Consider the following 25,925-nt stretch of genomic DNA (forward strand, 5'->3'; position numbering starts at 1 on the left):
TAACCTCCACACTCTAATGTATGATGGTTATTTTCATTTATTCACATATTTTTTCAAAACCGATACGACGAGCACCACTCAATAAAGTAATTTCACCACATACTTCAAAGCTATGTTTTGTTAAAAAACGCTGCATAGATAAATTATCTTTATGAGTATCAATACGAATACTTTGAATGTGATGATTTTGACATTCTTTCATTGCATACATCAATAATTGATGAGCTATATTTTGACCTTTGTGATTTTCATCTACAACGATTCTATGAATCACAGCGTAAGGTTGATTTGCTGTTTTCCATGCCCCGTCAATGATATGATAAGTTGGTTCATCTTCAATTGCAAAATACATAGTTCCAATTATTTTTGTATCTTCAATGACATAACTTTTTCCCTGGTTGATATCTTGAATAATATCATCAGCTTGTGGATAACCATCTTGCCACTGATCTATACCAGCTTTTTTAAAATAAGACTGAGCTTGATGGATAAGTGTCATAATATCTTTAACATCATCAAGCGATGATTTTCTTATTTCCATATTGTTCTCCTTAAACTATAAATAATAATATCATGATATTGAAAATTTTTATAAGCATGTTCATATAAATATCCTTCTTTAACAAATTGATTGGCTTCTAGCACATGACAGGATGCCAGATTTTCTACAAAAACTTCAGCATATATTTTATGAATATGATAATTTTCAAAAACATATAAGCAAAAAAGTTTAACAGCCTGTTTCATAATACCTTTATTGGCATAGGCAGGATTGAGCCAATAGCCTAATTCACAATTATGCACATCAATATCATTGTGCAAAGTTCCACCAATACATCCTACACATATTCCATCAACAACAATGCCAAAATCTAACCCATGATTTTCTAATGAATGGGTGATAAATGACATCGCATGATCAAGAGTATATGGGTAGGGGAAGGAATTTCTTAAATAGTTTCCAATACTTTGTTCATTAGCGTGATAAGCTAATTGACATGGATCAATTTGATCCAATGTTTTTAACTCAATAATCATGTATTCTCCTATGGTAAAGGCTTTTCACTGGCAAGATATAAATCATACCATTGTTGACGTGTTAAATGAACATCACATGCCTGTACCATTTCTTGAAGATGAACAGGTGAAGTTGTCCCCATAATGGGTTGCATACAGGCTGGATGACGAAGTAACCATGCTATCGCAATAGCACTTTTTGTTACATGATATTCTTTAGCAAGTTCTTCCATAACACTATTTAATTTTTCATAGTTAGGATGATCAATAAAACATCCTTCTGCCCATGAAGCTTGAACAACACTCCAAGGTTGAATTGTGATGTCATGTAGACGACAATAATCTAAAACACCACCATCTTTATCTTGAGCCCAAGCTTCTTTCATGTTCATATTTAAACCAGAATCAATCATTACAGAGTGAACAATAGACAATTGAAGCTGATTAATAATAATAGGGTATTTTGAATACTTTTGTAAAAGTTCAACTTGTAAAGGTGTATGATTAGAAACACCAAAATATTTCACTTTTCCACTTTCATATAATTCATCAAAAGCTTCACTAACTTCTTGAGGATCACATAAGGCATCAGGACGATGTAATAATAAAATATCTACATAATCTGTCTGTAATCTATCTAAAGAATTTTGAACGCTTTGTAAAATATGTTCTTTAGAAAAATCATAACGTTTTCCAGGAACAATTCCACATTTTGTCTGAATAATCATTTTTTGACGATATTCAGGATGTCTTTTTAAAACTTCACCAAAAATAGCTTCTGATTGACCACCACCATAAATATCTGCATGATCAAAGAAATTAATACCTGATTCCAACGCTGTTTCAACCAGTTTTTCAACTTCATCAACGCTCTTATCGGCAATACGCATACATCCTAAAGCAAGACGTGATGCTTTTAAATTTGTTTTAGGTATTTGAAAATAATTCATAATTTGAACCTCCTGTTGTTATTATATAAAATAATGATTATAATGTAAAAGAGAATGAAATGACTTTTTAAATATTTTTAGGGAGGTTATATGGTTTATCATATTGTTAATATTGTTGTTTATATTATTTCAATAGTTCTAGCAATGATTGGTTTAAGCTGTTTTCGTTTTGATCAATATATAAGAAAAGGAAAAGAAAGAGAATTCCATATCTTTTTTATAGTCACGTCCATTGCTTTAGGATATTTATTTGCATCTTTTGTATTATCTTTTGGAAGTTTAAGTTTTCAATTCTAAATCAGAAGTTTGTACATATATAATAATGATGAAAAAAATATATGTAAAACTTCTTTTTGTTTGTTCACTTCTATTGATTATTGGATGTTTTCGTTATCAGGAAGCATTGACGTGGTTAGATTTTCAATATCAAGTAAAACAACAAGAAAAGATTGTTCAAGTTCAAACATCAAATCAAGTGATATCAATCCCGTTAGAAGAATATCTTATTGGTGTTATTGCCGGGGAAATGCCAGTAAGTTTTGAAAAGGAGGCACTGAAGGCACAGGCAGTAGCAAGTCGTACTTTTGTTTTATCAAGAAATTTAAAGGTAGATAATACGACAAATTCACAGGTATATTTAAATGAAGATCAAATGAAAGAGAATTGGGGAAAACAGTATGAACAAAATAAAAAGAAAATAGAAGAAGCTATTCAAGAAACCAAAGGTAAAGTAATGACTTATCAAGGTAAGTATATTTCTGCTTTGTTTTTTTCTAGCAGTAATGGAAAGACTGTTAATAGTGAGGATTATTTTACTGGAGAAGTTGCTTATTTAAAGGCTGTAGATAGTCATTGGGATACAAGTATTGATCCTCATAATATAAGAAAAAAGACTTTTACAAAAAAACAATTAGCAGATATTTTTAATGTTGTACCAGAAGATATTCGAGTTACATCACATACATCAAGTGGCTATGTTCAACAAGTCACAATTAATCAAAAAACATATACTGGTAGAGAAATAAGAGAAAAGTTATCTTTACCATCTTCATGTTTTCAAATTGAATTTTCATCAAATGGCTATACTTTTATTACCAGAGGAAATGGTCATGGTGTAGGAATGAGTCAATATGGAGCTCAAGCTATGGCTTTAGAAAATAACAATTATCAAGATATTTTACATCATTATTATCAAAATATTGAAATTGAAAGTATAGACTCTTAACTTTTGTTCATACTTAAGTTGAGGTGAAAGCATGAAGAAAAGATCTTTTCATTATAAGAAAGTCCTAGGAATCTCACTGGCATTGGCTTTATTTTTAGGTGGTATTGGTATTGTTCAAAATATTTTAGATGAACGTACAAAAAGTTTTGAAGATGAAACTGTTGTGAAAGTAGATGAAAACAAAACACAGGAAACAAAAAAAGAAGAAAATAAAGTAGAAACTTTAAAATCGCCTGTAAAAGATGGTATTGGCATTGTGAGATATTATTATGATAAAGATGATGATGAGTCTAAACAGGAACAATCGCTAATTCTGTTTGAAGATGTCTATCGTCCAAATCAAGGTATCGATTATGCAAATAAAAATGAAGTCTTTGATGTGATGGCAGCTATCAGTGGAACAGTGACAAAGAAAACAAATGATCCAGTTTTAGGATGGGTTGTCACAATTACAAATAGTGATAACATTTCTACCACGTATGAGTCTTTATCAAAAGTATCTGTTGAGTTAAATCAAGAAGTCAAACAGGGAGATATCATTGGGAAAAGTGGAGAAAATGTATATGAGGCAGATTTGAAAAATCATTTACATTTTATTTTACAAAAGGATGATCAACTGTATAATCCAGAAAAATTTATTGGACAAACACTGGATATGATTAAGTAAATTTAGATTCTTAGGAATCTAAATTTTTTAAAATATTCACATAAATTTCATACATTTATTATATTATCATTGTGATAGAGATAGAGTTTTTGAAAAGATAAAAATTATGTTGATATAGTAATAATTTTTTCTTGTAATTAATAAGAAAAATGATACAATAGAAATGCTTATAGGAGGAATGTTCAATGAAATTATCAAAGGAAATTGGTATTGACTTGGGAACTGCTAACATTCTTATTTATGTTAAAGGTGAAGGGATTGTTGTGAATGAACCTTCTGTTGTGACTATCAATACTGAAACAAATAAACCTATCGCTGTTGGAGAAGAAGCCAGAGATATGCTTGGAAAAACTCCAGGTAAATTTCAAGCTATTCGTCCTTTAAAAGATGGGGTTATCGCAGATTTTCAAATTACTGAAATATTATTAACTCATTTTATTAATAAACTTAACTTAAAAGGAGTTTTCTCAAGACCAACAATCTTAATTTGTTGTCCATCTAATATTACTTCTATTGAAAAGAGTGCTATTCAAGATGTGGCTTTAAGATGTGGTGCTAAACGTGTTTATATTGAAGAAGAACCAAAGGTTGCAGCTATTGGAGCTGGTTTAGATATTTCTAAACCATCTGGAAATATGGTTGTTGATATTGGTGGGGGAACAACAGATATTGCTGTTCTTTCATTAGGTGATATTGTAACAAGTACATCTTTAAAAATTGCTGGAGATAAGATGGATGCTGAATTAATTAAATATGTTAAAGATAAATATAAATTATTAATTGGGGATCGTACAGCAGAAGAAATTAAGATGACAATTGGTAGTGCTTATGAAGCAGATCCAAAAGATGTTATGGATGTAAGAGGTAGGGATTTAGTAACAGGTTTACCTCACACAATTCAATTAAATGCTAAAGAAACTCAAGAAGCATTAGAAGAATGCTGCATGACAATTTTACGTTCTACAAAACAAGTTCTTGAACAAACACCACCAGAACTTTCTGCAGATATTGTGAATAAGGGTGTATTCTTAACAGGTGGAGGAGCTTTACTTCATAATTTAGATAAATTCTTAGAAGAAGGTTTAGGAGTTCCTGTATTTGTTGCTGAAAATGCTCTTGACTGTGTTGCTGAAGGTTGTGGAGTTATGTTAGAAAATACTCAATATTTACAGTAATCTTTAATGTATCATCATTATGGTGATACTTTTTCTTATTTTGTAAAAAAATAGATTTTTGATAAGGTTTTGTTAAAATGGTTAATAGAGGTGATGAAAATGGGGAAAAAGAAGTATTTTTTCTTTGATATTGATGGAACTTTAGCTGTTGGAACTCCGGGTGACCAATATGTTCCTGAATCAGCGAGAAAAACAATTAAAGAATTAGAAGCAAAAGGACATTTTGTTGCTATTGCAACAGGTAGAAGTTATGCAATGGCAGTCAATCATATGAAAGAATTAGGATTTAAAAATATGGTGAGTGACGGGGGAAATGGAATCACTATCAATGAAAAACTAATTGAAATCAAACCTTTAGATTATGATAAGTGTCTAGCATTAATTGATGAATGTAAAGAAAAAGGATTCATTTGGGCAATATCACCAGATAATGAAACAAGACGTTTAGCACCAGATAATCGCTTTTATGATTTTACCCATGATATTTATATGGATACAGTTGTTGAAGAAGGATTGGATCCAAGAAATTATGATCAAATCTATAAAGTTTATGTGGCTTGTTTTACTCCAGAAGAACAAAAACTAGAAACTCTAAAGGAATTACCTTGGTGTCGTTTCCATAAAGAATATTTGTTTGTTGAACCTGGTGATAAATCAGTAGGTATTAAAGCTATTGTTGATCATTTTGGTGGAGATTATAAAGATGTTGTTGTTTTTGGTGATGAGAAAAATGATTTAAGTATGTTTAGTGATGAATGGACTTCTATTGCAATGGGAAATGCAATTGATGAGTTGAAAGCAAAAGCAACATATGTTACAGATGATGCTGATAAAGATGGGATTTATAAAGCATGTCAGCATTTTGGATGGGTGGATTAAATGAGTAGGAAAATTATATTTTTTGATATTGATGGAACATTGTTTTGTCCAGAGTTAGGACGTATTACTGATGAAGTGAAAAATGCAATTAAATCAGTTCAAAAGCAAGGACATTTATGTTTTGTTGCAAGTGGTAGACCTTATGGATTTATTGCTGAAAATGTAAAGGAAATAGGATTTGATGGATATGTACTAGCAAATGGAGCTAATGTGAAATATCATAATAAAGATTTAACAGCAAGATATTTAAATCCAGAAAAGGTTAAAGAATTGACTGAGTGTTTAAAGTCTAAAAATATTGAATATATTTTGCAGACACCAACACTTTGTTATTTGAATCAGTCAAACCAATGTTTATTAGATTTCTATTCTCATTGTAATATAGATTTTCATAATTTATGTTATCAATATGATGAAGAAGATATTATAAAAAGAACGGTTAAAATGGAAGCATGGACAAAAAATCAGGAAGAGTTAGATTATGCGATTTCATGTTTTCAATCTTTTTCTTACGAATTGCATCCAGATCATCATAGCTTAGAAATTTATTCTAATGAAGTATCTAAGGCAACAGGTATATTAGATGTCTTACATGAATTAAATATTGATATTAAAGATAGTTACTGTTTTGGGGATGGTCCTAATGATGTAGAAATGTTTGAAACAGTTGGACATCCTATTGCGATGGGAAATGCTATTGAAGATATTAAAAAAAGAGCAGAAATCATATGTCCAAGTGTTCAGGAAAATGGAGTGGCTATACAATTAGAAAAGATGTTTAATGAATAACTAGCTATCAAAGCTAGTTTTTTCGTATTATTGATAATATAAAAAGAGCAGAAACATTCTGCTCATATAAAATCTACATAAATAATATCATTGCAAGCATAAAAAGTAAGGATATACTGGCAACTAATAGTGCAAAGTTAAAGCCAGTTTTTTCGTGTACTTCATTTTTAATACCGAAAGCAAATGAAAACACAAAGAGAAAAGGCAAAATAAACCAGGTAAGATATATCAATGTATGAAAGCCATCAGTTTGAAAGAGTTCACTCAACATTGTTTGTATCCTCGTTAAGAAGTTGAACAAGAATTTGGTCTAATTCAGGTAGAGATCTTTTTAAAATAATTGGTCTACCATTTTGATTAAGAAAACAATGTAAACTTTTCCCAATAGCTACAATGTCATCATTGACTTTCATCGTATATTCTATTTCTAGACGTGTTCCCTTATATGCAGAAACCTTTGTTTCAATGGTAATAAGATCAGGGAAAGTCGTACTTTTTTTATAATCACATTGAATGCCTATAACAGGAGAACTAATACCTAATTCTTCCATCTTATCATAACCAAAACCAATATGATTTAAAAAATCAATACGCGCTTCTTCCATAAAACGAATGTAATTAGAATGATGTGTAATTTGCATTTTATCGGTTTCATAATATTGAACTTGATGTGTATATGTGTGCATAATCTAATCTATACTCCTTTAAATTTTTTTAGCAATTTGAGATGTTAATAAATCTATATATAAGAAAAATACAATTTGATTTTCAAGGTATTGTTGAAAATTCTGATTGGTTGATGAAGGTAACCATATATATTGGTCACAATATTTTTTTATAGATAATTTATCATTCATTGTAATAAGAGCTAATTGATACTGAATATTTTCTTTTGATTCTTTTAAAAGAGGTTTTAAAGTATTTAAACCATTTCCTCTATTTGTAAAGAAGATGAAAATATCTTGAGAAGTAATAATATGAGGAAGTTCATGAATCTCGTCATTGTTTAAAACGATAGCTTTTTTATTAAATTTAAATAAATTATATTGTAACATTTTAGCTGGCAAAGAGCTTTTATGAAAGCCTGAAATAATCACATTTTCAGCTTGGATAATATCATTTGCAAGATTCTCTAATTGCTGATAATCTAAAGAACTTTGAATGATATTGAATAAATGTATATAAGAATCAATGTATGTTTCATTATCTAAAGACGAATCAGTATTTTTCTTTTCTAAGCGAAAGACATCAAATTTAAATTCATTAAAACCGTCATATCCAAGTTTTTGACAGAAACGTGTAATTGTTGCCTGAGAAACATGATAATTTTTAGATAAGTCAGTAGCAGAACTTCTTAGTATGATTTCTAAATCGTTATGTAAAAGATCATATATAATCATTTCTTTTTTTGTAAATGTTTCTTTTTTTAACTCCATTTTTTCAAAAGGATTCATTGTATCATCTCCTAAAGCTATTATAATAAAAAAAAGACTATTTCGCAAAATGAAATAGTCTTACTTGCATAATTCTTTTGCTTTTAAAATAGTGTTTTCTATAAAATGATCAGCATTTCCCTTTTCTAATCTTGAAATATATGTTTCGAAATATAATCCATAATCTTCTTTGCATACAAAATAGTTAGAATAATTTTCACAATATCCTATTATGATAATGAGCTTATCAGGAAAGGCATCTCTTATTTTTTTACCTAAGATTGCAGTAATGTCACCAGGTAAAGAGACAAACATGATATTTCCTAAATTGATAATATGACTATATAAAGTTAAAGTCATAGGACTTTTATCACGCTTTAAGATTAAATTATTTAATAGCATTTGTTTAACTGGAATCTGTTGATCGCTAGGATTTTGTTGGATTTCATATTGCAACTTAGGAATTTCATTTGTAATAAATGCATCTTTTCCAGTATAAATATAATCATGACAATATGAAGACCATTGTAAATTATTTATTGATGTCTGAATAATTTTGGCATTGTCTAATTGTTCTAATATTAATGAAGATACACGATCCAATTCTTCTTCACCACTTTTTTCTCTATAAAAGCGAGTTGAAACATCACCACAGCATCCATTGATAATCATACATGGCTGATGGTATTTATTTTGATATTTTTGTCTAATGTGACCTAATAAGTCAGCAGAAAGCTTATAGTTATATTGATTTAAAATAGTTGGATGACAAGCTAAAGAAATAAGAGAAAAGATAGGTAATTTTGAATGGACATTCATAAATTCTAGAATATATGCATTTTTGTCCGCATAGCCATCCACTTTGTTTCTATTACCATAAACACCTTGAATGATAGTATGTTTTATTTGAATAGTTGCTTCAGTTAATGAGTCCATAGCTTTATGAATAGAGAAAATAAATTGTGAAATAAGCTGTTTTTGAAGTTCTTTTTCGATAGTTGTTTTTTCAAAAAATGGTCGAAAATAAGCTGGCGCTGAATGAGTATGAATACACCCAATAATGACTTGCTCATCTGATAAATGATATTCACGACAAATCTCATTTTTTATTGGTTTTATCACACTATTTTCGATAATAATTGAATCTAAAATAGAAATAACAAACAATTTTTCCTGATAAGATAAAATCATTGTATTAATCTCAATAGGATCTAAAATACCTTGTGATTGAAAAGGACGATTATAACCAGCCATATATACACTCTTTTGAGGAGTAATATCTAATTTATGATAACCTATTTTCATGATTTCCACCTCCGCTTTTAGTATAGCATAGTTTTTCTAAAAATGAAAGAGTATTCAAAAAAATAAATTTAATATTGCAAAACCATTCATAATGTGATACGCTATATATGTCAAATGAAACCGGTTAACAAAATGACAGATTATAAAGGAGGGAAATCTATATTATGGATTCAACACAAAAAGGATTTATGGCTAAGTTCCAGGCAGTATTAGAAAAATATGTTGTTCCTGTAGCAACAAAAATCTCACAGCAAAGACATTTAGCTGCTGTTAGAGATGGATTAACAGTTTTAGTACCTGTTACAATTATTGGAGGATTTGCAATATTATTGGCCCAGCCGCCCGTTGACGCATCTTTACAACCAACAAATTTTTTCTTCTCATTTTTATGTATGTGGCGTGATTGGGCCTCAGCAAACGCTGCGACATTATTAACACCTTACTATTTAACAATTGGAGCTATTTCTGTTTATGTTGTTTTGGGTGTTGCATATCAATTATGTAAAACATATAAAATGAATACAATTTCAAATATGATTTCAGTTTTACTTGTTTATTTATGTATTGCTGGTGTTCCTCAAACTTATACAAGTGGAGAAGTAAGTGTGAGTGCTATTCCATTAACAGATTTAGGAGCTTCAGGAATGTTTACAGCTATTGTTGTAGCATTGGCAGTCATCGAAATTAACCATTTATTTATAAAGAATCATTGGGTGATTAAATTACCTGAACAAGTACCACCAAATGTGGCAGCACCATTTAATGTCTTAATTCCAGGTATCGTGAGTTTATTAGTATTTATGATTTTCAATTCTGTATGTATTAGCTTTTTTGGTACAGGTATTACTGGTTTGATTTATGCTGCTTTCCAACCTTTAATTTCAGCAACAGGATCATTACCATCAATTATTCTTATTAATGTTTTAATGACAACATTCTGGTTCTTTGGTGTTCATGGAGCAAATATGGTTGGAGTTGTCACAACACCATTAACAACACTTGGTTTAACATTAAATGCTGAAGCTTATGCTGCTGGAAAAGAATTACCTAGTATTTTTGCAGGAGCAGTTAATAGTGTATATGGGGGATGGATTTCTTATTTTGCAGTAGTGATTGTCATTTTGTTATTCTGTAAATCTTCACAAGCAAGATCAATTGCGAAAATCGCTTCTGTACCTGCGTTCTTTAATATTAATGAACCATTAATCTTTGGATTGCCAACAGTATTAAATCCATTTACACTTATTACTTTCTTAATTTGTAATAACTTGAATTTTACAATTGTTTATTTCTTAATGGACAGTGGTTTTTTAGGAAAATTCTTTGTATCTTTACCATTTACTGTGCCAGGGCCATTTCAAGCTTGGTTAGCATCTATGGATTTGAAAGCTATTCTTGTCTGGGCTGTCTTGCTTGTATTAGATGTCATTATTGCTTTACCATTCATTAAAGCATATGATAAACAATTACTAGCAAGTGAGGAGGGTGCAGAATAATATTCTGCACTTTTTGAATATGAAAGTTATTATCAATGCTGATGACTTTGGTTATACCAAAGCTGTGACAGATGGCATAATCAAAGGATATCATCAAGGAATTGTTCGTTCTACAACAGCTTTATGTAATATGCCTTATATTGAATATGGAAAAAATTTATTAAAAGATTGTCCAAATTTATCAATAGGGGTTCATTTAACATTGACGTTAGGAAAATCATTAACGAAAAATAAGACTTTAACAGATGAAGAAGGATATTTTTATAAGCCAGCAAAACTACAAAATCATTATTTTGATGTTGAAGAAGTTTATAATGAATTTAAAGCACAGATAGAAAGATTTATTGAAGTCTTTGGTTGTATGCCTAGTCATCTAGATAGTCATCATGGTATGCATGATTTTCAAAATAATCTTCAAGCAACGAAGAAGCTTGCACAAGAATATCATTTACCAATAAGACGATATAATCATTTTCAGTTTGTCAATGAATTTATCAAAGATAATGTATCAATAGAGGGGCTTATCCATATATTAGAAAAATATAAAGATCAAGATATAGAAATAATGTCACATTGTGGGGAATGTGATTTGGAATTATATTTAAAAAGTTCATATGCTTTACCACGTGTTCAGGAACTTGCTGTATTATGTGATCCAGCGATTAAAGACTATATACAAAAAAACAAAATTATCATAACAAATTATTTAGACGAGGAGGTTAATCAATGAAAACAATAAGAATTGGTTCAGGTGCAGGATATGGTGGAGATCGCATTGAACCAGCAATAGATCTTATACAAAGAGGAAATCTTGACTATATTATTTTTGAATGTTTAGCTGAAAGAACAATTTCGCTAGCTCAAAAAAATAAGCAGAAAGATCCTCAACTAGGATATAATGATTTATTTGAATATCGCTTTGATAAAATATTAGATGCTATTAAAGACCATCCCGTTAAGGTTATTACAAATATGGGAGCAGCAAATCCTAAAGCAGCTGCATATAAATGTCAAAGCATGGCTCAAGAAAAAGGAATTAAAAATTTAAAAATTGCCTATGTAGAAGGTGATGATATCACAGATAAACTTTCAGAGTACATGGATTATCAGGTCATGGAAACAGGAGAACCATTGAATCATATTGATGGAGAGATTTTATCTGCAAATGGTTATATTGGTATTAAAGGTATTGTAGAGGCTTTGCAAAATCAGGCTGATATTGTCATTACTGGCCGTGTAGCGGATCCATCATTAGCCTTAGGACCATTAGTTTATGAATGGAATTGGTCTATGGATGATTATGATAAACTTGGAAAAGGGACATGGATTGGTCATTTATTGGAATGTGCTGGGCAAGTTACAGGAGGATATTTTGCTGATCCAGGTTATAAAGATGTTCCAGAACTATGGAATCTTGGATTTCCAATTATTGAAGTTGACGAAAATGGTGATGGTGTCGTCACAAAATTAGAACATACAGGTGGTATAGTGACTGAACAGACTGTAAAAGAACAGACACTCTATGAAATTCAAGATCCTACAAAATATTTTACACTAGATGTTATTGCTGATTTTTCACATGTTCAAGTCCAACAAATTGGAAAAGATCGTGTTAAAATCAGTGGAGCAACGGGACATGCACCTAATGGATATTATAAAACAAGTGTTGGCTATCATGATTGTTATATTGGAGAAGGGCAAATCAGTTATGGTGGTTTAAATGCATTATCAAAGGCTCAGTTAGCTAAGGAAATACTTGAACATCGTTTTGAAATGATAGGATTGAAATATGAAGAAATACGATATGATATGATAGGAATGAATGCATTGTATCATGATGATATATCAACTCAAATGAATCAATATACACCAGTAGAAGTGAGGCTCAGAGTTGCAGCCAGAGTCAAAAACATAGCACAGGCACAAATGATTGGTAATGAAGTAGAAGCGTTATATACAAATGGTCCATCTGGTGGTGGCGGTGCAGTAAAGAATATTAAAGATATTATTAGCATTGCATCTATACTTGTACCAGTTAATCACTTTCATATAACAGTTCATGTTTTGGAGGTATAACAATGAAATTAAAAGAGATTGCACATTCAAGAACAGGGGATAAAGGAAATATTTCTATTATTTCACTTATAGCTTATAAACAAGAAGATTATGCTTTATTAAAAGAAAAGGTCACTCCTGAAAAATTAAAGGATTATTTTCATGATATTGTTCATGGAAAAATCACAAGATATGAAATTGAAAGTATTGGGGCATTGAATTTTGTGATGGAAGATGCTTTAGGTGGAGGCGTGACACGTTCTTTAGCTATTGATATGCATGGAAAGACACTAGGTAGTGCATTGTTGGAAATGGAGATATAATATGGAAATCAAGAAAATTGTCATTGCAGGAGCAGGAACAATGGGATATTCCATGGCAGAAATCTTTGCTCAATTTGAATATCAAGTTACCATTTATGATTTAAAAGAAGAAGCATTAATGTTAGCACAAAAACATATCAAGGATAATATACAGACACTTGTAGATGAACATGAAATCACAGTACAAAAAGCACAAAGCATCATAAACAGTTTATCCTATACAACGCAAAAGGATTGTTTTCAAGATTGTGATCTTGTTGTGGAAAGTATTATTGAAAATGTAGACATTAAAAAATCTTTTTATCAGGACATATCACAAATTGTAAAAGAGGATACTATTCTAGCAACGAACACTTCAGGAATTTCTATTAATGATTTAGCTTCATCAGTTTATAAGCCAGAAAGATTTATTGGTATGCATTGGTTTAATCCTTCCCATCTTATATTATTAATAGAAATTATAAAAGGAGATTATACAAGTGATGAGGTTGCTCAAGCTATTTATCAATTAAGCATAGATATTCGTAAAAAACCAGTTATTGTTCAAAAAGATGTTTTGGGATTTGCCGCAAATCGTATCCAGTTTGCAGTATTAAGAGAAGCCTTATCTTTAGTAGAACAAGGTGTTGTTTCAAAAGAAGGCATTGATGATGTAATGAAATATGGTTTAGGCTTTCGTTATGCTTGCTTAGGACCATTAGAAGTGGCAGATTTTGGTGGTTTAGATACTTTCTATCATATTAGTGAATATTTAATGGAGGATCTGTGTGATAGTCATGATATTCCAACATTGCTAAAAGAGCATTATCAAGCTGGTGAATATGGAGTGAAAACTCAAAAAGGATTTTATGATTATACAGAGGATAAAGATCAAAAAGCGACGCAACAAAGAGATGATAAGTTGTTAAAGATATTTAATGCTTTATATAAGAATCAAGGAGAACTTTAAGGTTCTCTTTTTTTGTATGGAAGTTTAATATTTATGAACTTTATTTTAAAAATATGAAATTTATTGTTGCATTAGGGGTAGAAATATGTATAATAAAGTTGTTTGATTTTTTGAATTTAAAGTTTAGTATAGTGACATGGAGGTTTATATGGACATTGGAAAGAAATTGAAGGATTTGCGTATTAAAAATGATTTGACCTTGGAAGAGTTGGCTTCAAGAAGTGAACTCACAAAAGGGTTCTTGTCACAGGTTGAAAGAAATCTAACCAGTCCAAGTATCTCTACACTTGAAGATTTGTTAGAGGCACTAGGCACCAATCTTTCTGAGTTCTTTCAATCTGATCAGGAAGAAAAGATTGTCTTTCATACACAGGATTTTTTTGTGGATGAAAAAGACGAATATACGATTGAATGGGTTATTCCTAATGCTCAGAAAAATGAAATGGAACCAATTCTTTTAACTATTCATGGACATGAAAGAAGTAAAGAAATGGAATGTCATAATGGAGAAGAATTCGGTTATATTTTAAAAGGAAATGTCACTTTAGTTCGTGGGAATAAAAAATATAGATTAAAAGCAAAAGAAACATTCTATATGGATGGTAAAGAAAGTCATTATTTTATCAATAATGGTTCAAGTGATGCCAAAATATTGTGGGTCACAACACCACCAATGTTTTAAAAGAAGGGAGTATGATTATGGATAAGAAGAAGTTAATACAATTTCGTAATATAGTGAAAGAATTTGATGGACAAATTGTTTTAAAAGGTGTCAACCTTGATATATATGAAAATGAGTTTGTGACTTTACTGGGACCTAGTGGGTGTGGAAAGACAACATTACTAAGAATTTTAGGTGGCTTTCTAGATGCAACTGAGGGAGAAGTTATTTTTGATGGAGAAGACATTAGTCAAGTTCCTCCACATAAAAGAGAGTTAAATACTGTCTTTCAAAAATATGCTCTTTTCCCACATATGAGTGTTTATCAAAATATTGCTTTTGGATTAAAAATTAAGAAAATGAGTAAAGACGTTATTGAACAAAAAGTTATGAAAATGTTAAAGCTCATTGGTTTAGAAGGTTTTGAAAATAAAAACGTTACACTTCTTTCTGGGGGACAACAGCAACGTGTAGCGATTGCCAGAGCACTTGTTAATGAACCTAAGGTTTTGTTATTAGATGAACCGCTTGGAGCATTGGATTTAAAATTAAGAAAAGAAATGCAATATGAATTAAAAAGAATTCAACAGGAAGTTGGAATTACCTTTATCTTTGTTACACATGACCAGGAAGAAGCCTTAACTATGTCAGATAAGATTGTTGTTATGAAGGATGGGGAAATTCAACAAGTTGGAACACCTCAGGAAATCTACAATGAACCAGAAAATAGATATGTAGCAAACTTCATTGGGGAAAGTAATATTATTCCAGCTGTCATGTTAGAAGATTATAAAGTGAAATTTGATGATATTGTTTTTGACTGTGTGGATTTTGGATTTAAAGATAAACAACCTGTTGATGTTGTGATTCGTCCAGAGGATATTGATATTGTCGATGTCAAAGATGGAAAAATGACAGGAGAAGTCTTAAGTGTTCTTTTTAAAGGTGTACATTATGAAGTTATGGTTGAAACTGTTCCAGTAACAAGTGTAACTGTGAACATGCATGTCATCAGAAATCGTGATGTGACATCTGAAAACGGAAAAGAAAAAATCAGTGCCAATGATTTCTATGTCGATATTGAAGATGTCAAATCATTAGATGATGCTGAAATTATTGCGCGTGCTGATGCACAGGCATGGAATCCTGAAACAGATGATTATATTTCTATCAGTAAGATTGATTATGATTTAAAAGAAGAAATTGGTGAATATGCAGTGACATTCTCGACTTCAAGTGGAACATCAGTAGAACGTAAGATCATTGTTGTGAATCAACCTGTTGTGAAGAATGAAAGAGCGAATGAAGGGGTTATGGCATTCAATTTCTTTAAGACAGTTGATGAACTTGATGAATCCGTAGCCTTAGATACAGATTTAAAAACATGGGCAAATGCTCAAGGATGGAAATTGAATGATGAAGATGAATCTGTAGATATTTATGTAGATTATGATTTTGATCCTGAACATATTGAAGAAGGAACATATAAAGTCACTTTCTCAACAGAAGGTAGAGAATTAAAGATTCATACAACAGATTATGTGGAAGAAGGTAAAGAGGTCGGTTTAACATTCTTCCCTGAAGATATTCATGTCATGGAAAAGATGGGGTTCTAGAATGAAACGTTTTTCACAATTAGCATGGCCCTATATGATATGGGTGATCTTAATGATTTTATTACCAATGTTATTAATTCTTTTCTATTCATTAACAACAAGTGGAAATGATATCATTAACTTTACATTTACTTTGGATCATTTTAAAAAGTTTTTTACCGACCCAGACTTTTTACTTGTCTTATGGCGTTCATTGACGATTGCTGTGAAGACAACAATTATCTGTGTTGTCTTAGGTTATCCAGTTGCTTATTTTATTGCAAGAAGCAGTGATCGTGTTCGTAATATTCTTGTTTTAGCTATTACTTTACCAATGTGGATTAATATGTTAGTCAGAACATATGCCTGGATAGGAATTCTTTCTAATGGGGGTATAGCTCAAACAATTTTAGGTTTCTTTGGATTTAAAGATGTAGAGTTGTTATATACAGAAGGTTCTGTATTGCTTGGAATGGTTTATAACTTTATTCCATTTATGATTCTACAAATCAATACATCTTTATGTAAGATGGATAAATCATTATTAGAAGCCAGTGCTGATTTAGGGGCGAACAGAGTCCAGACATTCTTACGTGTCACTTTGCCATTATCTTTATCAGGAGTTGTCAGTGGAATAACACTTGTCTTTTTACCAGCAGTGAGTTCATTCTTTATTCCTAAACTTCTTGGTGGAGGACAGTTCTTCTTAATTGGTAACGTGATTGAAAATCAATTTATTACAGTTGGAGAATGGAACTTTGGTAGTGCAATCTCTATGATTATGGCAGTCATTATGATGATTTGTATGTATGCAATTAGAAAAATTGATGAACGTAATAGTGGAGGAGGGAATCAGGAATCATGAAAAAAGATAAGAGAATTATTGGTAAAATTTTAATGGTTCTGATGATTTTATTCTTCTATTTACCAATTGTATTTATGGTTATCTTCTCTTTTAATGAAAGTAAATCATTAACACATTTTACTGGTTTTAGTTTAAACTGGTATGAAAAACTCTTCCAAAATAGAGATATGATGGAATCATTATATGTCACAATTACAGTTGCTGTGATTGCTACAATTGTATCGACAATAGTAGGAACAATTAGTGCTATTGGTTTATCAAAATCAAGCAAGATTGTTAAAAAAGTCATGATGCAGTTAAATGATTTTCCAATTATGAATCCAGAAATTGTGACAGCTATTGGATTGATGTTACTATTTATTACATTTCATATAGAACGTGGTTTTATGACAATGTTACTTGCTCATATTACATTCTGTATACCTTATGTTATTTTAAGTGTGATGCCTAAGATACGTTCACTAGATCCAAATCTATCTGATGCGGCAATGGATTTAGGAGCAACACCATGGCAAGCTTTAACAAAAGTTTTAGTGCCACAAATTATGCCTGGTATCGTATCAGGAGCCTTAATTGCCTTTACAATGTCATTTGATGATTTTATCATTTCATACTTTGTAACAGGAGGAGGGGTTAAAAACTTAAGTATCATGGTTTATACAATGAGTAAAAGAGTTAACCCAACAATCAATGCAATATCTACGCTTGTCGTAGTATTGATAACGGTAGTCTTAGTGATTATCAATGTAGTACCACTAATTAAAGCAAGAAGGGAGAAAAAAGATGAAAAAGTTATTAACTAGTTTATTAGCGGTTGCAACAATGTTTACTTTAACAGCGTGTGGAGGGGATTCAAATGCAGATAAGCCATATGCTGGACAAGAATTACACCTTTATAACTGGGGAGAATACATGGGTGAAAATTTTATCTCTGGTTTTGAAGATTTAACAGGCGCAACAGTCGTTGTGGATTACTTTGATTCAAATGAAGCTATGTATATTAAAGTCGCAAATGGAGAACCATATGATATTTTAGTTCCAAGTGATTACATGATTGAAAGATTAATTCAAGAAGATCTTATTCAAAAATTAGATAAAGATAAGATTACATGTATGGATGAGCTTGTTGATGCTGTCAAAGGATTACCTTATGATCCAAACAATGAATATTCTATTCCATATTTCTGGGGAACAGTAGGAATTGTTTATGACAAAACAAAAGTCAGTGAAGCTGATTTAGAAAAAGAAGGATACAATATTTTCTTAGATACTAAATACAAAGGAGATATTTATCTATATGATTCTGAACGTGATTCATTCATGATGGCATTAAAAGCTTTAGGATATTCAATGAATACAAAAGATGAAAAAGAATTAGAAGAAGCTTATAACTGGTTAGTGAAATGTGTTGAAACAATGGAACCAGAAATTGTCACTGATGAAATTATTGATAACATGGCTCAAGGTAGAAAAGCTTTAGGATTGATTTATTCTGGAGATGCTGCTTATGTTATGAGTGAAAATGAAAACATGGGATTCTATATGCCTGAAACAGGAACAAACTTATGGAGTGATGCTATGGTGATTCCAAAGAATGCTGAAAATGTAGAATTAGCACATGAATTTATTAACTATGCTTGTAGCTATGAAGCTGCTATGGATAATTCAAGCTTTGTAGGATATACTTCTGCTAATCAGGAAGTTATGGATGAATTAGCAAGTGGAGATTATGAAGGAATTAATGCTTACGTACCTAGAACTGGTAATGATAAAGATGAAGTTTTTGAATATGATGAAGCAACTCGTAAAATCATTTCAGATTACTTCAGTAAAGTAAAAATCGCAGCTTCAAATGCTCAATAAAGATGGGGAAGATTGGCCTATGGCTAATCTTCTTTTTTTGATGGATGAATCATAGACGGGTAACATAGAGCGTGTTATAATTTGAGATGTTGAGGTGAGTTATGCGAAAAGTTATTTTATTTATTGCGATGAGTTTAGATGGATATATTGCAGATCAGTATGGAAAAGTTGATTGGTTAGCTGGTCTAGATAGACAAAAAGATGCTATAGATACTTTTGAAGAATTTGTAAAAAATATAGATACTGTTATTATGGGGTGGAAAACCTATCATCAAATTATAACGGAATTATCACCAGAACATTGGGTTTATCCTAATCTAAAAAGTTATGTTGTCACACATCAACAGGTAACCTCTACTCACAATATAATTTTTACAAGTGAAAAACCACAAGATATTGTTTCTAAGTTAAAACAAAAACAAGGGAAGGATATATGGATTTGTGGTGGTTCACAAATGATTCAACCACTTTTAAAAAGCCAACTGATTGATGAATATTATATAACAGTGATTCCAATTTTGTTAGGGTCAGGGATAAGATTATTTCAAAGTGAATATTATTCTGTACCTTTAAAGTTAATTCATTATAGAGAAAACAATGGAATGATGGAATTGGTTTATGTACATAGAGAGGAATGAATGATATGGAAGATATGATTCAATATGATTTTTGTAAGCCTTATTTGATGTTGGATGAGTATATTTTATGGAAAGGAAAACCAGAAAAAGGGCATTTGATTACAGGTAATGATGTTATTGTGAGTTTATTTGGAATTGTATGGTTGTTTTTTTGTTTAAATTTTATAAGAGCTATATTCATGCAGCCTACATTATTTTTGATTATATGGATGATACCTTTTGTTTGTGTTGGTTTCTATATGGCTTTTGGAAAAATAATTCAAAAGATATATTTAAGAAATAAAACATTTTATGTCATTACCAATAAAAAATTAATGATTAAAAAAGGTCGTAAAATACAAATATATAATGGGAATGATTTGCCTCCGATGGAAATCAAAATTCATAATAATGGACTGGGAACCATTATTTTCAGAGAATTTGTTTATACAGGAAGAAGGCGTTATCATAGATATATTATGTTAGAAAATCTTATAGATGTTGTACAGGTACAAAATGCTATTGAGGTCATGAAAGGAAGTAAATCATGAAAGGAATTATTGTTTATGGGAGTCAGTATGGAACAACAAAACAATATGCCAAAGAATTATCTAAACAAACAGGATTACCAATAGAAAATGAACAAAATTTGGTCACAATAGATCATTATGATTTTGTTGTTTATTTAGGTGGTTTGTATGCGGGTGGATTAAAAGGTTTTAAAAACTTTCAAAAGAAAATTCATTCTAAGATAAAATTAATAGTTGTAACAGTTGGCTTAGCTGATGTAACAGATGAAGAAAACATTAAAAATATTAGACAATCTTTGAAGCGTCAAATACCAAAATCTTTGATGGCTACAACAATAATATATCATTTACGTGGTGGTATTGATTATTCAAAATTAAACTTTAAACATAAGACAATGATGAGTCTTTTGTATACAATGATTAAAAAGAAAGCACGAGAAAAGATGTCAGCTGAAGACTTAGCTATGATGGAAACATATCATAAGCAAGTCAATTTTGTTGATTTTGATATGTTAAAACCTATAATTAAAGATATTAATAATATGATAAAAGAGGATTTATGATGAAAAGAAAATATAAAAAGAAATTTGTAAAACTATTTGTTGCTTTGATTATTGCTGCTGGGGGTTATGTTGGAGTTGAATATCATCAATCAACAGTTTCTTATGCAAGTGATCTTGAAGATATTCCTGAATATGATGGGAAACCTTATGTGATTATTAATGATAATGAACCCTATTTTGATCAGGGTGATTTCACCACAAAATCTTTTGAAGAATATAGTCCATTAGATGATTTGGGGCGTTGTGGTGTTGCTTTTGCGAATATTGGAGAAGATATTATGCCAACCAAAGAAAGAGGAAGTATTGGGATGATTAAACCATCTGGTTGGCAAACAAAGAAATATGATTTTGTAGATGGAAAATATTTATATAACAGATGTCATTTAATTGGTTATCAGTTAAGTGGAGAAAATGCAAATGAAAAGAATTTAATCACTGGCACAAGATATATGAATACGGAAGGCATGTTACCTTTTGAAAATGAAGTGGCTGATTATGTGAAAGATACAGGAAATCATGTTTTATATCGTGTGACACCTGTTTTTGAAGAAGATAATCTGGTGGCTGATGGTGTATTGATGGAAGCTATGTCTGTAGAGGATCGAGGTTTAGATATAGAATTTAATGTTTTTGTGTATAATGTTCAGCCTCATGTGAAAATTGATTATCAGACTGGAAAAAGTTCACTTGAATAGGATGTATGATATAATAAAGAAAAGGAGGGATGTTATAATGTTTACAATTTCTAATTTTACAAATAATAACGATGTGAAAATCATTAATGAAAAAGGACCTTTTCAAATTATTGAATATCAACGTGATTTAAGTGTGATGCCTCATCATGCACAAACTGCTTATTTTTGTAGTGAAATGAATATTCGTAAAAGACAGGTTATTTGTGATATTAGTCAAGCTAATGTTGTGGTACAGGCAGGGGCAATGCAATGGATGGTTGGCAATGTCTATGCAACAACAGGATTAAAGGGTGTAGGTGATTTGTTATCTAAAGCGGTAAGAGGAAAAGTGACTGGTGAATCAGCAATTAAACCAGAATATACAGGAGATGGAGTTCTAGTATTAGAACCTACATATAAACATATTTTATTACTTGATCTTGATGAATGGAATCAATCTGTTGTATTAGATGATGGTTTATTTTTAGCTTGTGATGCAAAATTAAAGCATAAAGCTGTGATGCGTTCTAATTTATCATCAGCGACAATGGGAAATGAAGGATTATTTAATCTTGGAATAGAAGGTTCTGGTATTGTATGCTTAGAATCAGAATGTCCACAAGAAGAACTTATTGAAGTGACTTTAAAAGATGATGTTTTAAAAATTGATGGAAATATGGCTATTGCATGGAGTGGAACTCTTGAGTTCAAAGTAGAACGTTCTGGAAAAACATTAGCAGGATCAGCAGCATCTGGTGAAGGACTTGTGAATGTTTATCGTGGAACAGGAAAAGTTTTGATTGCACCAGTTGAATCAAGAAAATAGATATAAAAAAGGATTGAAAACGAAACTTTCAATCCTTTGTTTTTTATTTTAAGATTTTGAAGTGATGTCCTGGTTTAATGAAATCTAACAACATTAATTCTTCAGGTTTTACAGTAGCTACTAAGTTACGTTCACCATCATTAGGAATTTCAGTTAAAACAATTTCAAGTTCACCACGATAGTGTGCTAAATTATCATTAACAATCAATACATCTCCACGAGTGAAAACTTTTTTACCAGGATCTCTATATGGAATAGATTGTGATTCTACATTCATTTGAGAATCTTTTCCCATATCTCCATCTTGAACACTTTTCTTTTCTTTAAACCATACACGTGGTGATGAAGATCTTAACATAAATGATGAATGATCATAACGATCCCAATGAGGGGCAAAATCATACATGATTTCTTTTTCGTTTTGACTAATACCTTCAGCTTCATCCACTCTAATTTCAATAGCTTGTAAATTGACTTTAGCTAGAGCTTCTAATTCTTCATCAGTTGCTGGATAGTTTCCAATTAAAATATCATCAACATCTCCAGTCGCTAACATATAACGTGCTTGTAAATCAATTGGTAAACCACGCATAATTTCAACAGTTGGTAAACCACAGAAAACTTGCCATGGCCCGATTGTATGTTCATTGTTACTAGAAACAAAGGCAGCAGTGTGCAAATTTAATTCTTTCCAATAACGATTATATTCCATAAATAAGTCAAAATCTAAACCAGTATAACGTTCTGGGAAGAAGTTATGACACATAGTGATTTGATCTTTATTACCACCATTGTTGATTAATAACTCTACACCCATATCCATACTGGCATTAAATTCAATTTTAATATTGTATGGATTACGTGTTAATTGAATATCACCTTGTGTCCCAAAGTTACCATCCATTCTGATAATATCTAATCCTAAATCAGCAAATGGTTTTAAATTACCAGGTGTTGCTCCAATTAAGTCAAAAACTTGTGGATTTGTATCAGCAGCAACTTCAAATCCTAATTCATGAGCTTTTTTCATGAATTCTTTAAATTCAACCAAATAACTTTCTCTTTCTTCATCTGGAATTGATAAAAAACATGTAAAAATTCTACTGTAACCTAATTTTGCAGCTTTTTCCATGTATGCGTATACCTCATTCTTTGGTGTTTTATCAGGGTATACAGAAATACCTAATTTGTGCATATTCATTTTCCTCCTTATAAAATCATTATAACATCTTTAGCAATAGACTTTAAGAAAAAGATAGAAAGACATTTAAAATTCAAGCCTCTTATGAAAAATATATGGAGTAGGACTTCGCAAAATCATGGATTTATGATATAACAAAAGATAGAGAATGTAAGAAAGGAGCGAAAAATCATGAGTTTGGAAATATGTTTATCATTTGTGGTAACTTTCATATTTAGTTTAATTCTTGTTCCTATAGTAGGAAAAGTTTCAAAAAAACTTGGGATTATTGCTCATACGAATAAAAGAACCATTCATAAAGGAATCATTGCCAGAACTGGTGGTTACGCGATTTATGCTAGTTTTTTAATTGGGACAATGATTTTTTTGAAAACAGATATTCAAATTAATGCGATATTGATTGGTGGCTTTATCATTTTTTTAACAGGTTTCTATGATGATATTCATGACTTATCACCTAAATTAAAAATGTTGGGTCAGGTTATTGCGGCATTGGTTGTAATTATTTATGGAGATATTGTTTTAAAAGGTTTTACATTACCTTTTTTGCCAGACTCTATTTCCTATGTCTTGGCTATTTTAGTCACTATTTTATGGATTGTAGGAATCAGTAATGCGATTAATCTGATAGATGGATTAGATGGATTATGTGCAGGTATTTCTATTATTGTTTTAGTGACAATTTCATTAACCTCTTTAACATATGGACGTACGGATATATCATCGCTATCTTTGCTTTTGGCAGGTGCTATTGGAGGTTTTCTTGTTTATAATTTTCATCCTGCTTCTATTTTCTTAGGAGATTGTGGAGCTTTATTTATTGGTTTTATGATTGCAGTTATTTCATTACTTGGATTTGGTTATAAAAGTTCTTCATTCTTTACTTTAGGTGCGCCTATTGTTGTCTTAATGGTACCAATCATGGATACTTTTATTGCGATTATTCGTCGTAAAGTTCATCATAAAAGTTTTAGTGAAGCAGATCGTAACCATCTTCATCATAAATTAATGTTCTCTTTGGAATTAGGTCAAACTAAGAGTGTTTTGATTTTATACACTGTGACAGTTTTGTTTTCGTTATGTTCGTATCTTTATTTATTTGATAAAGTAGGTGCAACTATTTTATTTGTAGCTTTAATGTTATTGTTTGAATTATTTGTAGAAGCAACCAATATGATTGATCGTAAGTATAAACCATTTTTAACAATTTTAAATATTTTTATTAAAAGTGAGTATTTACCATCTATTAAAGATACAAAACCATATCAAAAGATTATTCGAAAAGCTAAAAAAAGATATGCTGTTATATTAATTATTGTGATAGGTATTGTCTTTTCAATGGTTTTTGTTTTAAATCATGAAGAAAAAGCTATTCCACAAAAAACGATAACTATAGAATATGTAGAATCACAAAATGAAACAAGCCTTATGAGTGATATTTATAATCAGCTGGTAACAGCCATTAATCGTGGTGATAAAAAAACAGAAAGACAATTAGTCGCAGCCTATTTTGTAAGTGATTATTATACACTATCTAATAAAGAAGAAGGAAAGATAGGTGGAATTGATTACTTCTATGCTGATAAAAAAGACGATTTTACAGCTTATGCTAAACAGGAATATTATAGAGATAATCAACAATATATCAATCCTCCAGAAGTTATCCGTTATGATATTTTGTCTAATGTCCCTTCTTATAAAGCTTTATCTGGTTTAGAAGATTATAGTTATTATGATGTGAAAGTTCAAATCACTTTTAATGAAGTGAATCCAATACTCAATGCTTTACAATATACGACGACTGTAACTTTGATTGAAAAAGATCAAAAGTTTAGTGTTGTCGCAATAGAGAGTGACAATGGATAAGTTCTTGTGGGTAGGACTAGGTGGAGCCATAGGATCCATCTTTAGATATACTTTAAGTTTATTGCCTATCAAAAGTTCTTTTCCAATTTTAACATTAATCACAAACTTGTTAGGAGCTTTTATTATTGGAGTGGTTGTTGGCTTATTTGAAAAACAATATTTGTCTTCACAAATCCATCTCTTTTTAAAAACAGGGTTATGTGGAGGATTTACAACTTTTTCAACATTTTCATTAGAAACTTTGACATTATTAGAAAATGGCATGATTTTTATGGCAATCGTTTATGTTTTCATCAGTATTGCAGGATGTATTGTTGGAGTATATTTAGGAAAAATGATTGTAGGAATAAGGGCTTTTTAAAAGGCTCTTTTTTCTTTATTATTTGGAAATAATGGTATAT

At 30.7% G+C, this 25,925-nt stretch carries 29 protein-coding genes and 1 pseudogene; 23 read left to right on the forward strand and 7 right to left on the reverse strand.

The genetic code is table 11. The annotated features are described in order from the left end of the window. Positions 1 to 37: 37 nt before the first annotated feature. The 3 genes from KEC48_RS11955 to KEC48_RS11965 are packed head-to-tail and all read right to left on the reverse strand — an operon-like array spanning position 38 to position 1,967. The gene (locus tag KEC48_RS11955; RefSeq protein WP_087356880.1) at positions 38 to 541 is read right to left on the reverse strand and encodes a GNAT family N-acetyltransferase; all 504 of its coding nucleotides are present in this window, start codon (positions 539 to 541) and stop codon (positions 38 to 40) included. Beyond that, the gene (locus KEC48_RS11960) at positions 532 to 1,038 is read right to left on the reverse strand and encodes a GNAT family protein (protein WP_087356881.1); all 507 of its coding nucleotides are present in this window, start codon (positions 1,036 to 1,038) and stop codon (positions 532 to 534) included. The genes KEC48_RS11955 and KEC48_RS11960 overlap by 10 nt, the downstream gene beginning before the upstream one ends. A gap of 8 nt (positions 1,039 to 1,046) precedes the next feature. Next, entirely contained in the window at positions 1,047 to 1,967 is a 921-nt protein-coding gene (locus tag KEC48_RS11965) for an aldo/keto reductase (RefSeq protein WP_211962500.1), read from the reverse strand. Between the two features lie 90 nt (positions 1,968 to 2,057). Here KEC48_RS11965 and KEC48_RS11970 point away from each other — a divergent pair, with 90 nt between their 5' ends. The 6 genes from KEC48_RS11970 to KEC48_RS11995 all read left to right on the forward strand — a co-directional run bounded on the left by KEC48_RS11970 (position 2,058) and on the right by KEC48_RS11995 (position 6,702). Then, on the forward strand, positions 2,058 to 2,264 hold the full coding sequence (locus KEC48_RS11970) for a DUF1146 domain-containing protein (protein ID WP_087356883.1): 207 nt from the start codon (positions 2,058 to 2,060) through the stop codon (positions 2,262 to 2,264). Positions 2,265 to 2,292: 28 nt separating this feature from the next. Continuing rightward, positions 2,293 to 3,192, forward strand: a complete 900-nt coding sequence (gene spoIID, locus KEC48_RS11975) for a stage II sporulation protein D (RefSeq protein ID WP_087356916.1) — start codon at positions 2,293 to 2,295, stop codon at positions 3,190 to 3,192. Between the two features lie 31 nt (positions 3,193 to 3,223). Continuing rightward, on the forward strand, positions 3,224 to 3,859 hold the full coding sequence (locus tag KEC48_RS11980; RefSeq protein ID WP_087356884.1) for a M23 family metallopeptidase: 636 nt from the start codon (positions 3,224 to 3,226) through the stop codon (positions 3,857 to 3,859). 185 nt (positions 3,860 to 4,044) lie between these two features. After that, on the forward strand, positions 4,045 to 5,034 hold the full coding sequence (gene mreB, locus KEC48_RS11985) for a rod shape-determining protein MreB (RefSeq protein ID WP_087356885.1): 990 nt from the start codon (positions 4,045 to 4,047) through the stop codon (positions 5,032 to 5,034). Positions 5,035 to 5,133: 99 nt separating this feature from the next. Next, positions 5,134 to 5,913 carry an HAD-IIB family hydrolase gene (locus tag KEC48_RS11990; RefSeq protein ID WP_211962509.1) on the forward strand — a complete coding sequence of 260 codons (780 nt, stop codon included), beginning with the start codon at positions 5,134 to 5,136 and terminating at the stop codon, positions 5,911 to 5,913. Next, positions 5,914 to 6,702, forward strand: coding sequence for a Cof-type HAD-IIB family hydrolase (locus KEC48_RS11995; protein WP_087297246.1), 789 nt, complete (start codon positions 5,914 to 5,916; stop codon positions 6,700 to 6,702). A gap of 260 nt (positions 6,703 to 6,962) precedes the next feature. Here KEC48_RS11995 and KEC48_RS12000 read toward each other — a convergent pair whose 3' ends face one another. Genes KEC48_RS12000 through KEC48_RS12010 form a run of 3 tightly spaced genes read right to left on the reverse strand, consistent with a single transcriptional unit; the run spans position 6,963 to position 9,440 of the window. Then, positions 6,963 to 7,388 carry a thioesterase family protein gene (locus tag KEC48_RS12000; RefSeq protein WP_211962512.1) on the reverse strand — a complete coding sequence of 142 codons (426 nt, stop codon included), beginning with the start codon at positions 7,386 to 7,388 and terminating at the stop codon, positions 6,963 to 6,965. Between the two features lie 18 nt (positions 7,389 to 7,406). Next, on the reverse strand, positions 7,407 to 8,156 hold the full coding sequence (locus tag KEC48_RS12005; protein ID WP_087356889.1) for a MurR/RpiR family transcriptional regulator: 750 nt from the start codon (positions 8,154 to 8,156) through the stop codon (positions 7,407 to 7,409). A 60-nt stretch (positions 8,157 to 8,216) separates the two neighbouring features. Beyond that, positions 8,217 to 9,440 (reverse strand): neutral/alkaline non-lysosomal ceramidase N-terminal domain-containing protein, encoded by a 1,224-nt coding sequence (locus KEC48_RS12010; RefSeq protein WP_211962514.1) that lies wholly within the window; start codon positions 9,438 to 9,440, stop codon positions 8,217 to 8,219. Positions 9,441 to 9,604: 164 nt separating this feature from the next. On the opposite strand from KEC48_RS12010, the gene KEC48_RS12015 reads away from it, so the two are divergent. The 15 genes and pseudogenes from KEC48_RS12015 to KEC48_RS12085 all read left to right on the forward strand — a co-directional run bounded on the left by KEC48_RS12015 (position 9,605) and on the right by KEC48_RS12085 (position 22,457). After that, entirely contained in the window at positions 9,605 to 10,936 is a 1,332-nt protein-coding gene (locus tag KEC48_RS12015; protein WP_087356891.1) for a PTS transporter subunit EIIC, read from the forward strand. Positions 10,937 to 10,955: 19 nt separating this feature from the next. Then, complete coding sequence (locus tag KEC48_RS12020; protein WP_211962516.1) at positions 10,956 to 11,666, forward strand: carbohydrate deacetylase; 711 nt, start codon at positions 10,956 to 10,958, stop codon at positions 11,664 to 11,666. Continuing rightward, positions 11,663 to 13,012 carry an acyclic terpene utilization AtuA family protein gene (locus KEC48_RS12025; protein ID WP_211962518.1) on the forward strand — a complete coding sequence of 450 codons (1,350 nt, stop codon included), beginning with the start codon at positions 11,663 to 11,665 and terminating at the stop codon, positions 13,010 to 13,012. Before KEC48_RS12020 ends, KEC48_RS12025 begins: the two co-directional genes overlap by 4 nt. Positions 13,013 to 13,014: 2 nt before the next feature. After that, entirely contained in the window at positions 13,015 to 13,314 is a 300-nt protein-coding gene (locus tag KEC48_RS12030) for a hypothetical protein (RefSeq protein ID WP_087356894.1), read from the forward strand. A 1-nt stretch (position 13,315) separates the two neighbouring features. After that, entirely contained in the window at positions 13,316 to 14,263 is a 948-nt protein-coding gene (locus KEC48_RS12035; RefSeq protein WP_211962520.1) for a 3-hydroxyacyl-CoA dehydrogenase family protein, read from the forward strand. A 148-nt stretch (positions 14,264 to 14,411) separates the two neighbouring features. Then, positions 14,412 to 14,945, forward strand: a complete 534-nt coding sequence (locus KEC48_RS12040) for an XRE family transcriptional regulator (RefSeq protein ID WP_087244984.1) — start codon at positions 14,412 to 14,414, stop codon at positions 14,943 to 14,945. A 17-nt stretch (positions 14,946 to 14,962) separates the two neighbouring features. Continuing rightward, positions 14,963 to 15,967, forward strand: a pseudogene (locus KEC48_RS16250) (ABC transporter ATP-binding protein); the annotation flags it as partial. A 574-nt stretch (positions 15,968 to 16,541) separates the two neighbouring features. Beyond that, complete coding sequence (locus tag KEC48_RS12050; RefSeq protein WP_168082604.1) at positions 16,542 to 17,384, forward strand: ABC transporter permease; 843 nt, start codon at positions 16,542 to 16,544, stop codon at positions 17,382 to 17,384. Continuing rightward, positions 17,381 to 18,187 carry an ABC transporter permease gene (locus KEC48_RS12055; RefSeq protein WP_087244987.1) on the forward strand — a complete coding sequence of 269 codons (807 nt, stop codon included), beginning with the start codon at positions 17,381 to 17,383 and terminating at the stop codon, positions 18,185 to 18,187. The genes KEC48_RS12050 and KEC48_RS12055 overlap by 4 nt, the downstream gene beginning before the upstream one ends. Beyond that, a complete protein-coding gene (locus KEC48_RS12060) occupies positions 18,168 to 19,247 on the forward strand; it encodes an ABC transporter substrate-binding protein (protein ID WP_087297241.1) in 1,080 nt (359 codons plus the stop codon). The genes KEC48_RS12055 and KEC48_RS12060 overlap by 20 nt, the downstream gene beginning before the upstream one ends. Before the next feature lie 101 nt (positions 19,248 to 19,348). Then, positions 19,349 to 19,885, forward strand: a complete 537-nt coding sequence (locus KEC48_RS12065; RefSeq protein WP_211962523.1) for a dihydrofolate reductase family protein — start codon at positions 19,349 to 19,351, stop codon at positions 19,883 to 19,885. 5 nt (positions 19,886 to 19,890) lie between these two features. Then, entirely contained in the window at positions 19,891 to 20,415 is a 525-nt protein-coding gene (locus KEC48_RS12070; protein WP_205089771.1) for a hypothetical protein, read from the forward strand. After that, the gene (locus tag KEC48_RS12075) at positions 20,412 to 20,957 is read left to right on the forward strand and encodes a flavodoxin domain-containing protein (RefSeq protein WP_087356900.1); all 546 of its coding nucleotides are present in this window, start codon (positions 20,412 to 20,414) and stop codon (positions 20,955 to 20,957) included. Before KEC48_RS12070 ends, KEC48_RS12075 begins: the two co-directional genes overlap by 4 nt. Continuing rightward, positions 20,957 to 21,652, forward strand: coding sequence for a DNA/RNA non-specific endonuclease (locus KEC48_RS12080; protein WP_211962525.1), 696 nt, complete (start codon positions 20,957 to 20,959; stop codon positions 21,650 to 21,652). Before KEC48_RS12075 ends, KEC48_RS12080 begins: the two co-directional genes overlap by 1 nt. Before the next feature lie 37 nt (positions 21,653 to 21,689). After that, entirely contained in the window at positions 21,690 to 22,457 is a 768-nt protein-coding gene (locus tag KEC48_RS12085) for an AIM24 family protein (RefSeq protein ID WP_087356902.1), read from the forward strand. 43 nt (positions 22,458 to 22,500) lie between these two features. On the opposite strand, the gene KEC48_RS12090 is transcribed toward KEC48_RS12085, so the two are convergent. Continuing rightward, positions 22,501 to 23,652 (reverse strand): MupG family TIM beta-alpha barrel fold protein, encoded by a 1,152-nt coding sequence (locus KEC48_RS12090; protein WP_211962527.1) that lies wholly within the window; start codon positions 23,650 to 23,652, stop codon positions 22,501 to 22,503. Positions 23,653 to 23,829: 177 nt separating this feature from the next. On the opposite strand from KEC48_RS12090, the gene KEC48_RS12095 reads away from it, so the two are divergent. Together KEC48_RS12095 and crcB are read left to right on the forward strand one after the other, a co-directional pair. Then, positions 23,830 to 25,524, forward strand: coding sequence for an MraY family glycosyltransferase (locus KEC48_RS12095; protein ID WP_211962529.1), 1,695 nt, complete (start codon positions 23,830 to 23,832; stop codon positions 25,522 to 25,524). Next, the gene (gene crcB, locus KEC48_RS12100) at positions 25,517 to 25,885 is read left to right on the forward strand and encodes a fluoride efflux transporter CrcB (protein WP_211962532.1); all 369 of its coding nucleotides are present in this window, start codon (positions 25,517 to 25,519) and stop codon (positions 25,883 to 25,885) included. Before KEC48_RS12095 ends, crcB begins: the two co-directional genes overlap by 8 nt. Positions 25,886 to 25,925 lie beyond the last annotated feature (40 nt).

Origin of the sequence: Clostridium sp. C1, assembly GCF_018223625.1 — a bacterium.
GTDB lineage: Bacteria > Bacillota_I > Bacilli_A > Erysipelotrichales > Coprobacillaceae > Allocoprobacillus.

Bases quoted from the DNA above. Each gene is read 5' to 3' on its own strand.
- crcB (WP_211962532.1), top strand. From the start codon at position 25,517: ATGGATAAGTTCTTGTGGGTAGGACTAGGTGGAGCCATAGGATCCATC.
- KEC48_RS12035 (WP_211962520.1), top strand. From the start codon at position 13,316: ATGGAAATCAAGAAAATTGTCATTGCAGGAGCAGGAACAATGGGATAT.
- KEC48_RS12050 (WP_168082604.1), top strand. From the start codon at position 16,542: ATGAAACGTTTTTCACAATTAGCATGGCCCTATATGATATGGGTGATC.
- KEC48_RS12080 (WP_211962525.1), top strand. From the start codon at position 20,957: ATGAAAAGAAAATATAAAAAGAAATTTGTAAAACTATTTGTTGCTTTG.
- KEC48_RS12070 (WP_205089771.1), top strand. From the start codon at position 19,891: ATGGAAGATATGATTCAATATGATTTTTGTAAGCCTTATTTGATGTTG.
- KEC48_RS12020 (WP_211962516.1), top strand. From the start codon at position 10,956: ATGAAAGTTATTATCAATGCTGATGACTTTGGTTATACCAAAGCTGTG.
- KEC48_RS12090 (WP_211962527.1), bottom strand. From the start codon at position 23,652: ATGCACAAATTAGGTATTTCTGTATACCCTGATAAAACACCAAAGAAT.
- KEC48_RS12010 (WP_211962514.1), bottom strand. From the start codon at position 9,440: ATGAAAATAGGTTATCATAAATTAGATATTACTCCTCAAAAGAGTGTA.
- KEC48_RS11965 (WP_211962500.1), bottom strand. From the start codon at position 1,967: ATGAATTATTTTCAAATACCTAAAACAAATTTAAAAGCATCACGTCTT.
- KEC48_RS11960 (WP_087356881.1), bottom strand. From the start codon at position 1,038: ATGATTATTGAGTTAAAAACATTGGATCAAATTGATCCATGTCAATTA.
- KEC48_RS12030 (WP_087356894.1), top strand. From the start codon at position 13,015: ATGAAATTAAAAGAGATTGCACATTCAAGAACAGGGGATAAAGGAAAT.
- KEC48_RS12015 (WP_087356891.1), top strand. From the start codon at position 9,605: ATGGATTCAACACAAAAAGGATTTATGGCTAAGTTCCAGGCAGTATTA.
- KEC48_RS12055 (WP_087244987.1), top strand. From the start codon at position 17,381: ATGAAAAAAGATAAGAGAATTATTGGTAAAATTTTAATGGTTCTGATG.
- KEC48_RS11955 (WP_087356880.1), bottom strand. From the start codon at position 541: ATGGAAATAAGAAAATCATCGCTTGATGATGTTAAAGATATTATGACA.
- KEC48_RS12065 (WP_211962523.1), top strand. From the start codon at position 19,349: ATGCGAAAAGTTATTTTATTTATTGCGATGAGTTTAGATGGATATATT.
- KEC48_RS11980 (WP_087356884.1), top strand. From the start codon at position 3,224: ATGAAGAAAAGATCTTTTCATTATAAGAAAGTCCTAGGAATCTCACTG.
- KEC48_RS12025 (WP_211962518.1), top strand. From the start codon at position 11,663: ATGAAAACAATAAGAATTGGTTCAGGTGCAGGATATGGTGGAGATCGC.
- KEC48_RS11990 (WP_211962509.1), top strand. From the start codon at position 5,134: ATGGGGAAAAAGAAGTATTTTTTCTTTGATATTGATGGAACTTTAGCT.
- spoIID (WP_087356916.1), top strand. From the start codon at position 2,293: ATGAAAAAAATATATGTAAAACTTCTTTTTGTTTGTTCACTTCTATTG.
- KEC48_RS12060 (WP_087297241.1), top strand. From the start codon at position 18,168: ATGAAAAAGTTATTAACTAGTTTATTAGCGGTTGCAACAATGTTTACT.
- KEC48_RS12085 (WP_087356902.1), top strand. From the start codon at position 21,690: ATGTTTACAATTTCTAATTTTACAAATAATAACGATGTGAAAATCATT.
- KEC48_RS12040 (WP_087244984.1), top strand. From the start codon at position 14,412: ATGGACATTGGAAAGAAATTGAAGGATTTGCGTATTAAAAATGATTTG.
- KEC48_RS12095 (WP_211962529.1), top strand. From the start codon at position 23,830: ATGAGTTTGGAAATATGTTTATCATTTGTGGTAACTTTCATATTTAGT.
- KEC48_RS11970 (WP_087356883.1), top strand. From the start codon at position 2,058: ATGGTTTATCATATTGTTAATATTGTTGTTTATATTATTTCAATAGTT.
- KEC48_RS12075 (WP_087356900.1), top strand. From the start codon at position 20,412: ATGAAAGGAATTATTGTTTATGGGAGTCAGTATGGAACAACAAAACAA.
- KEC48_RS11995 (WP_087297246.1), top strand. From the start codon at position 5,914: ATGAGTAGGAAAATTATATTTTTTGATATTGATGGAACATTGTTTTGT.
- mreB (WP_087356885.1), top strand. From the start codon at position 4,045: ATGAAATTATCAAAGGAAATTGGTATTGACTTGGGAACTGCTAACATT.
- KEC48_RS12000 (WP_211962512.1), bottom strand. From the start codon at position 7,388: ATGCACACATATACACATCAAGTTCAATATTATGAAACCGATAAAATG.
- KEC48_RS12005 (WP_087356889.1), bottom strand. From the start codon at position 8,156: ATGAATCCTTTTGAAAAAATGGAGTTAAAAAAAGAAACATTTACAAAA.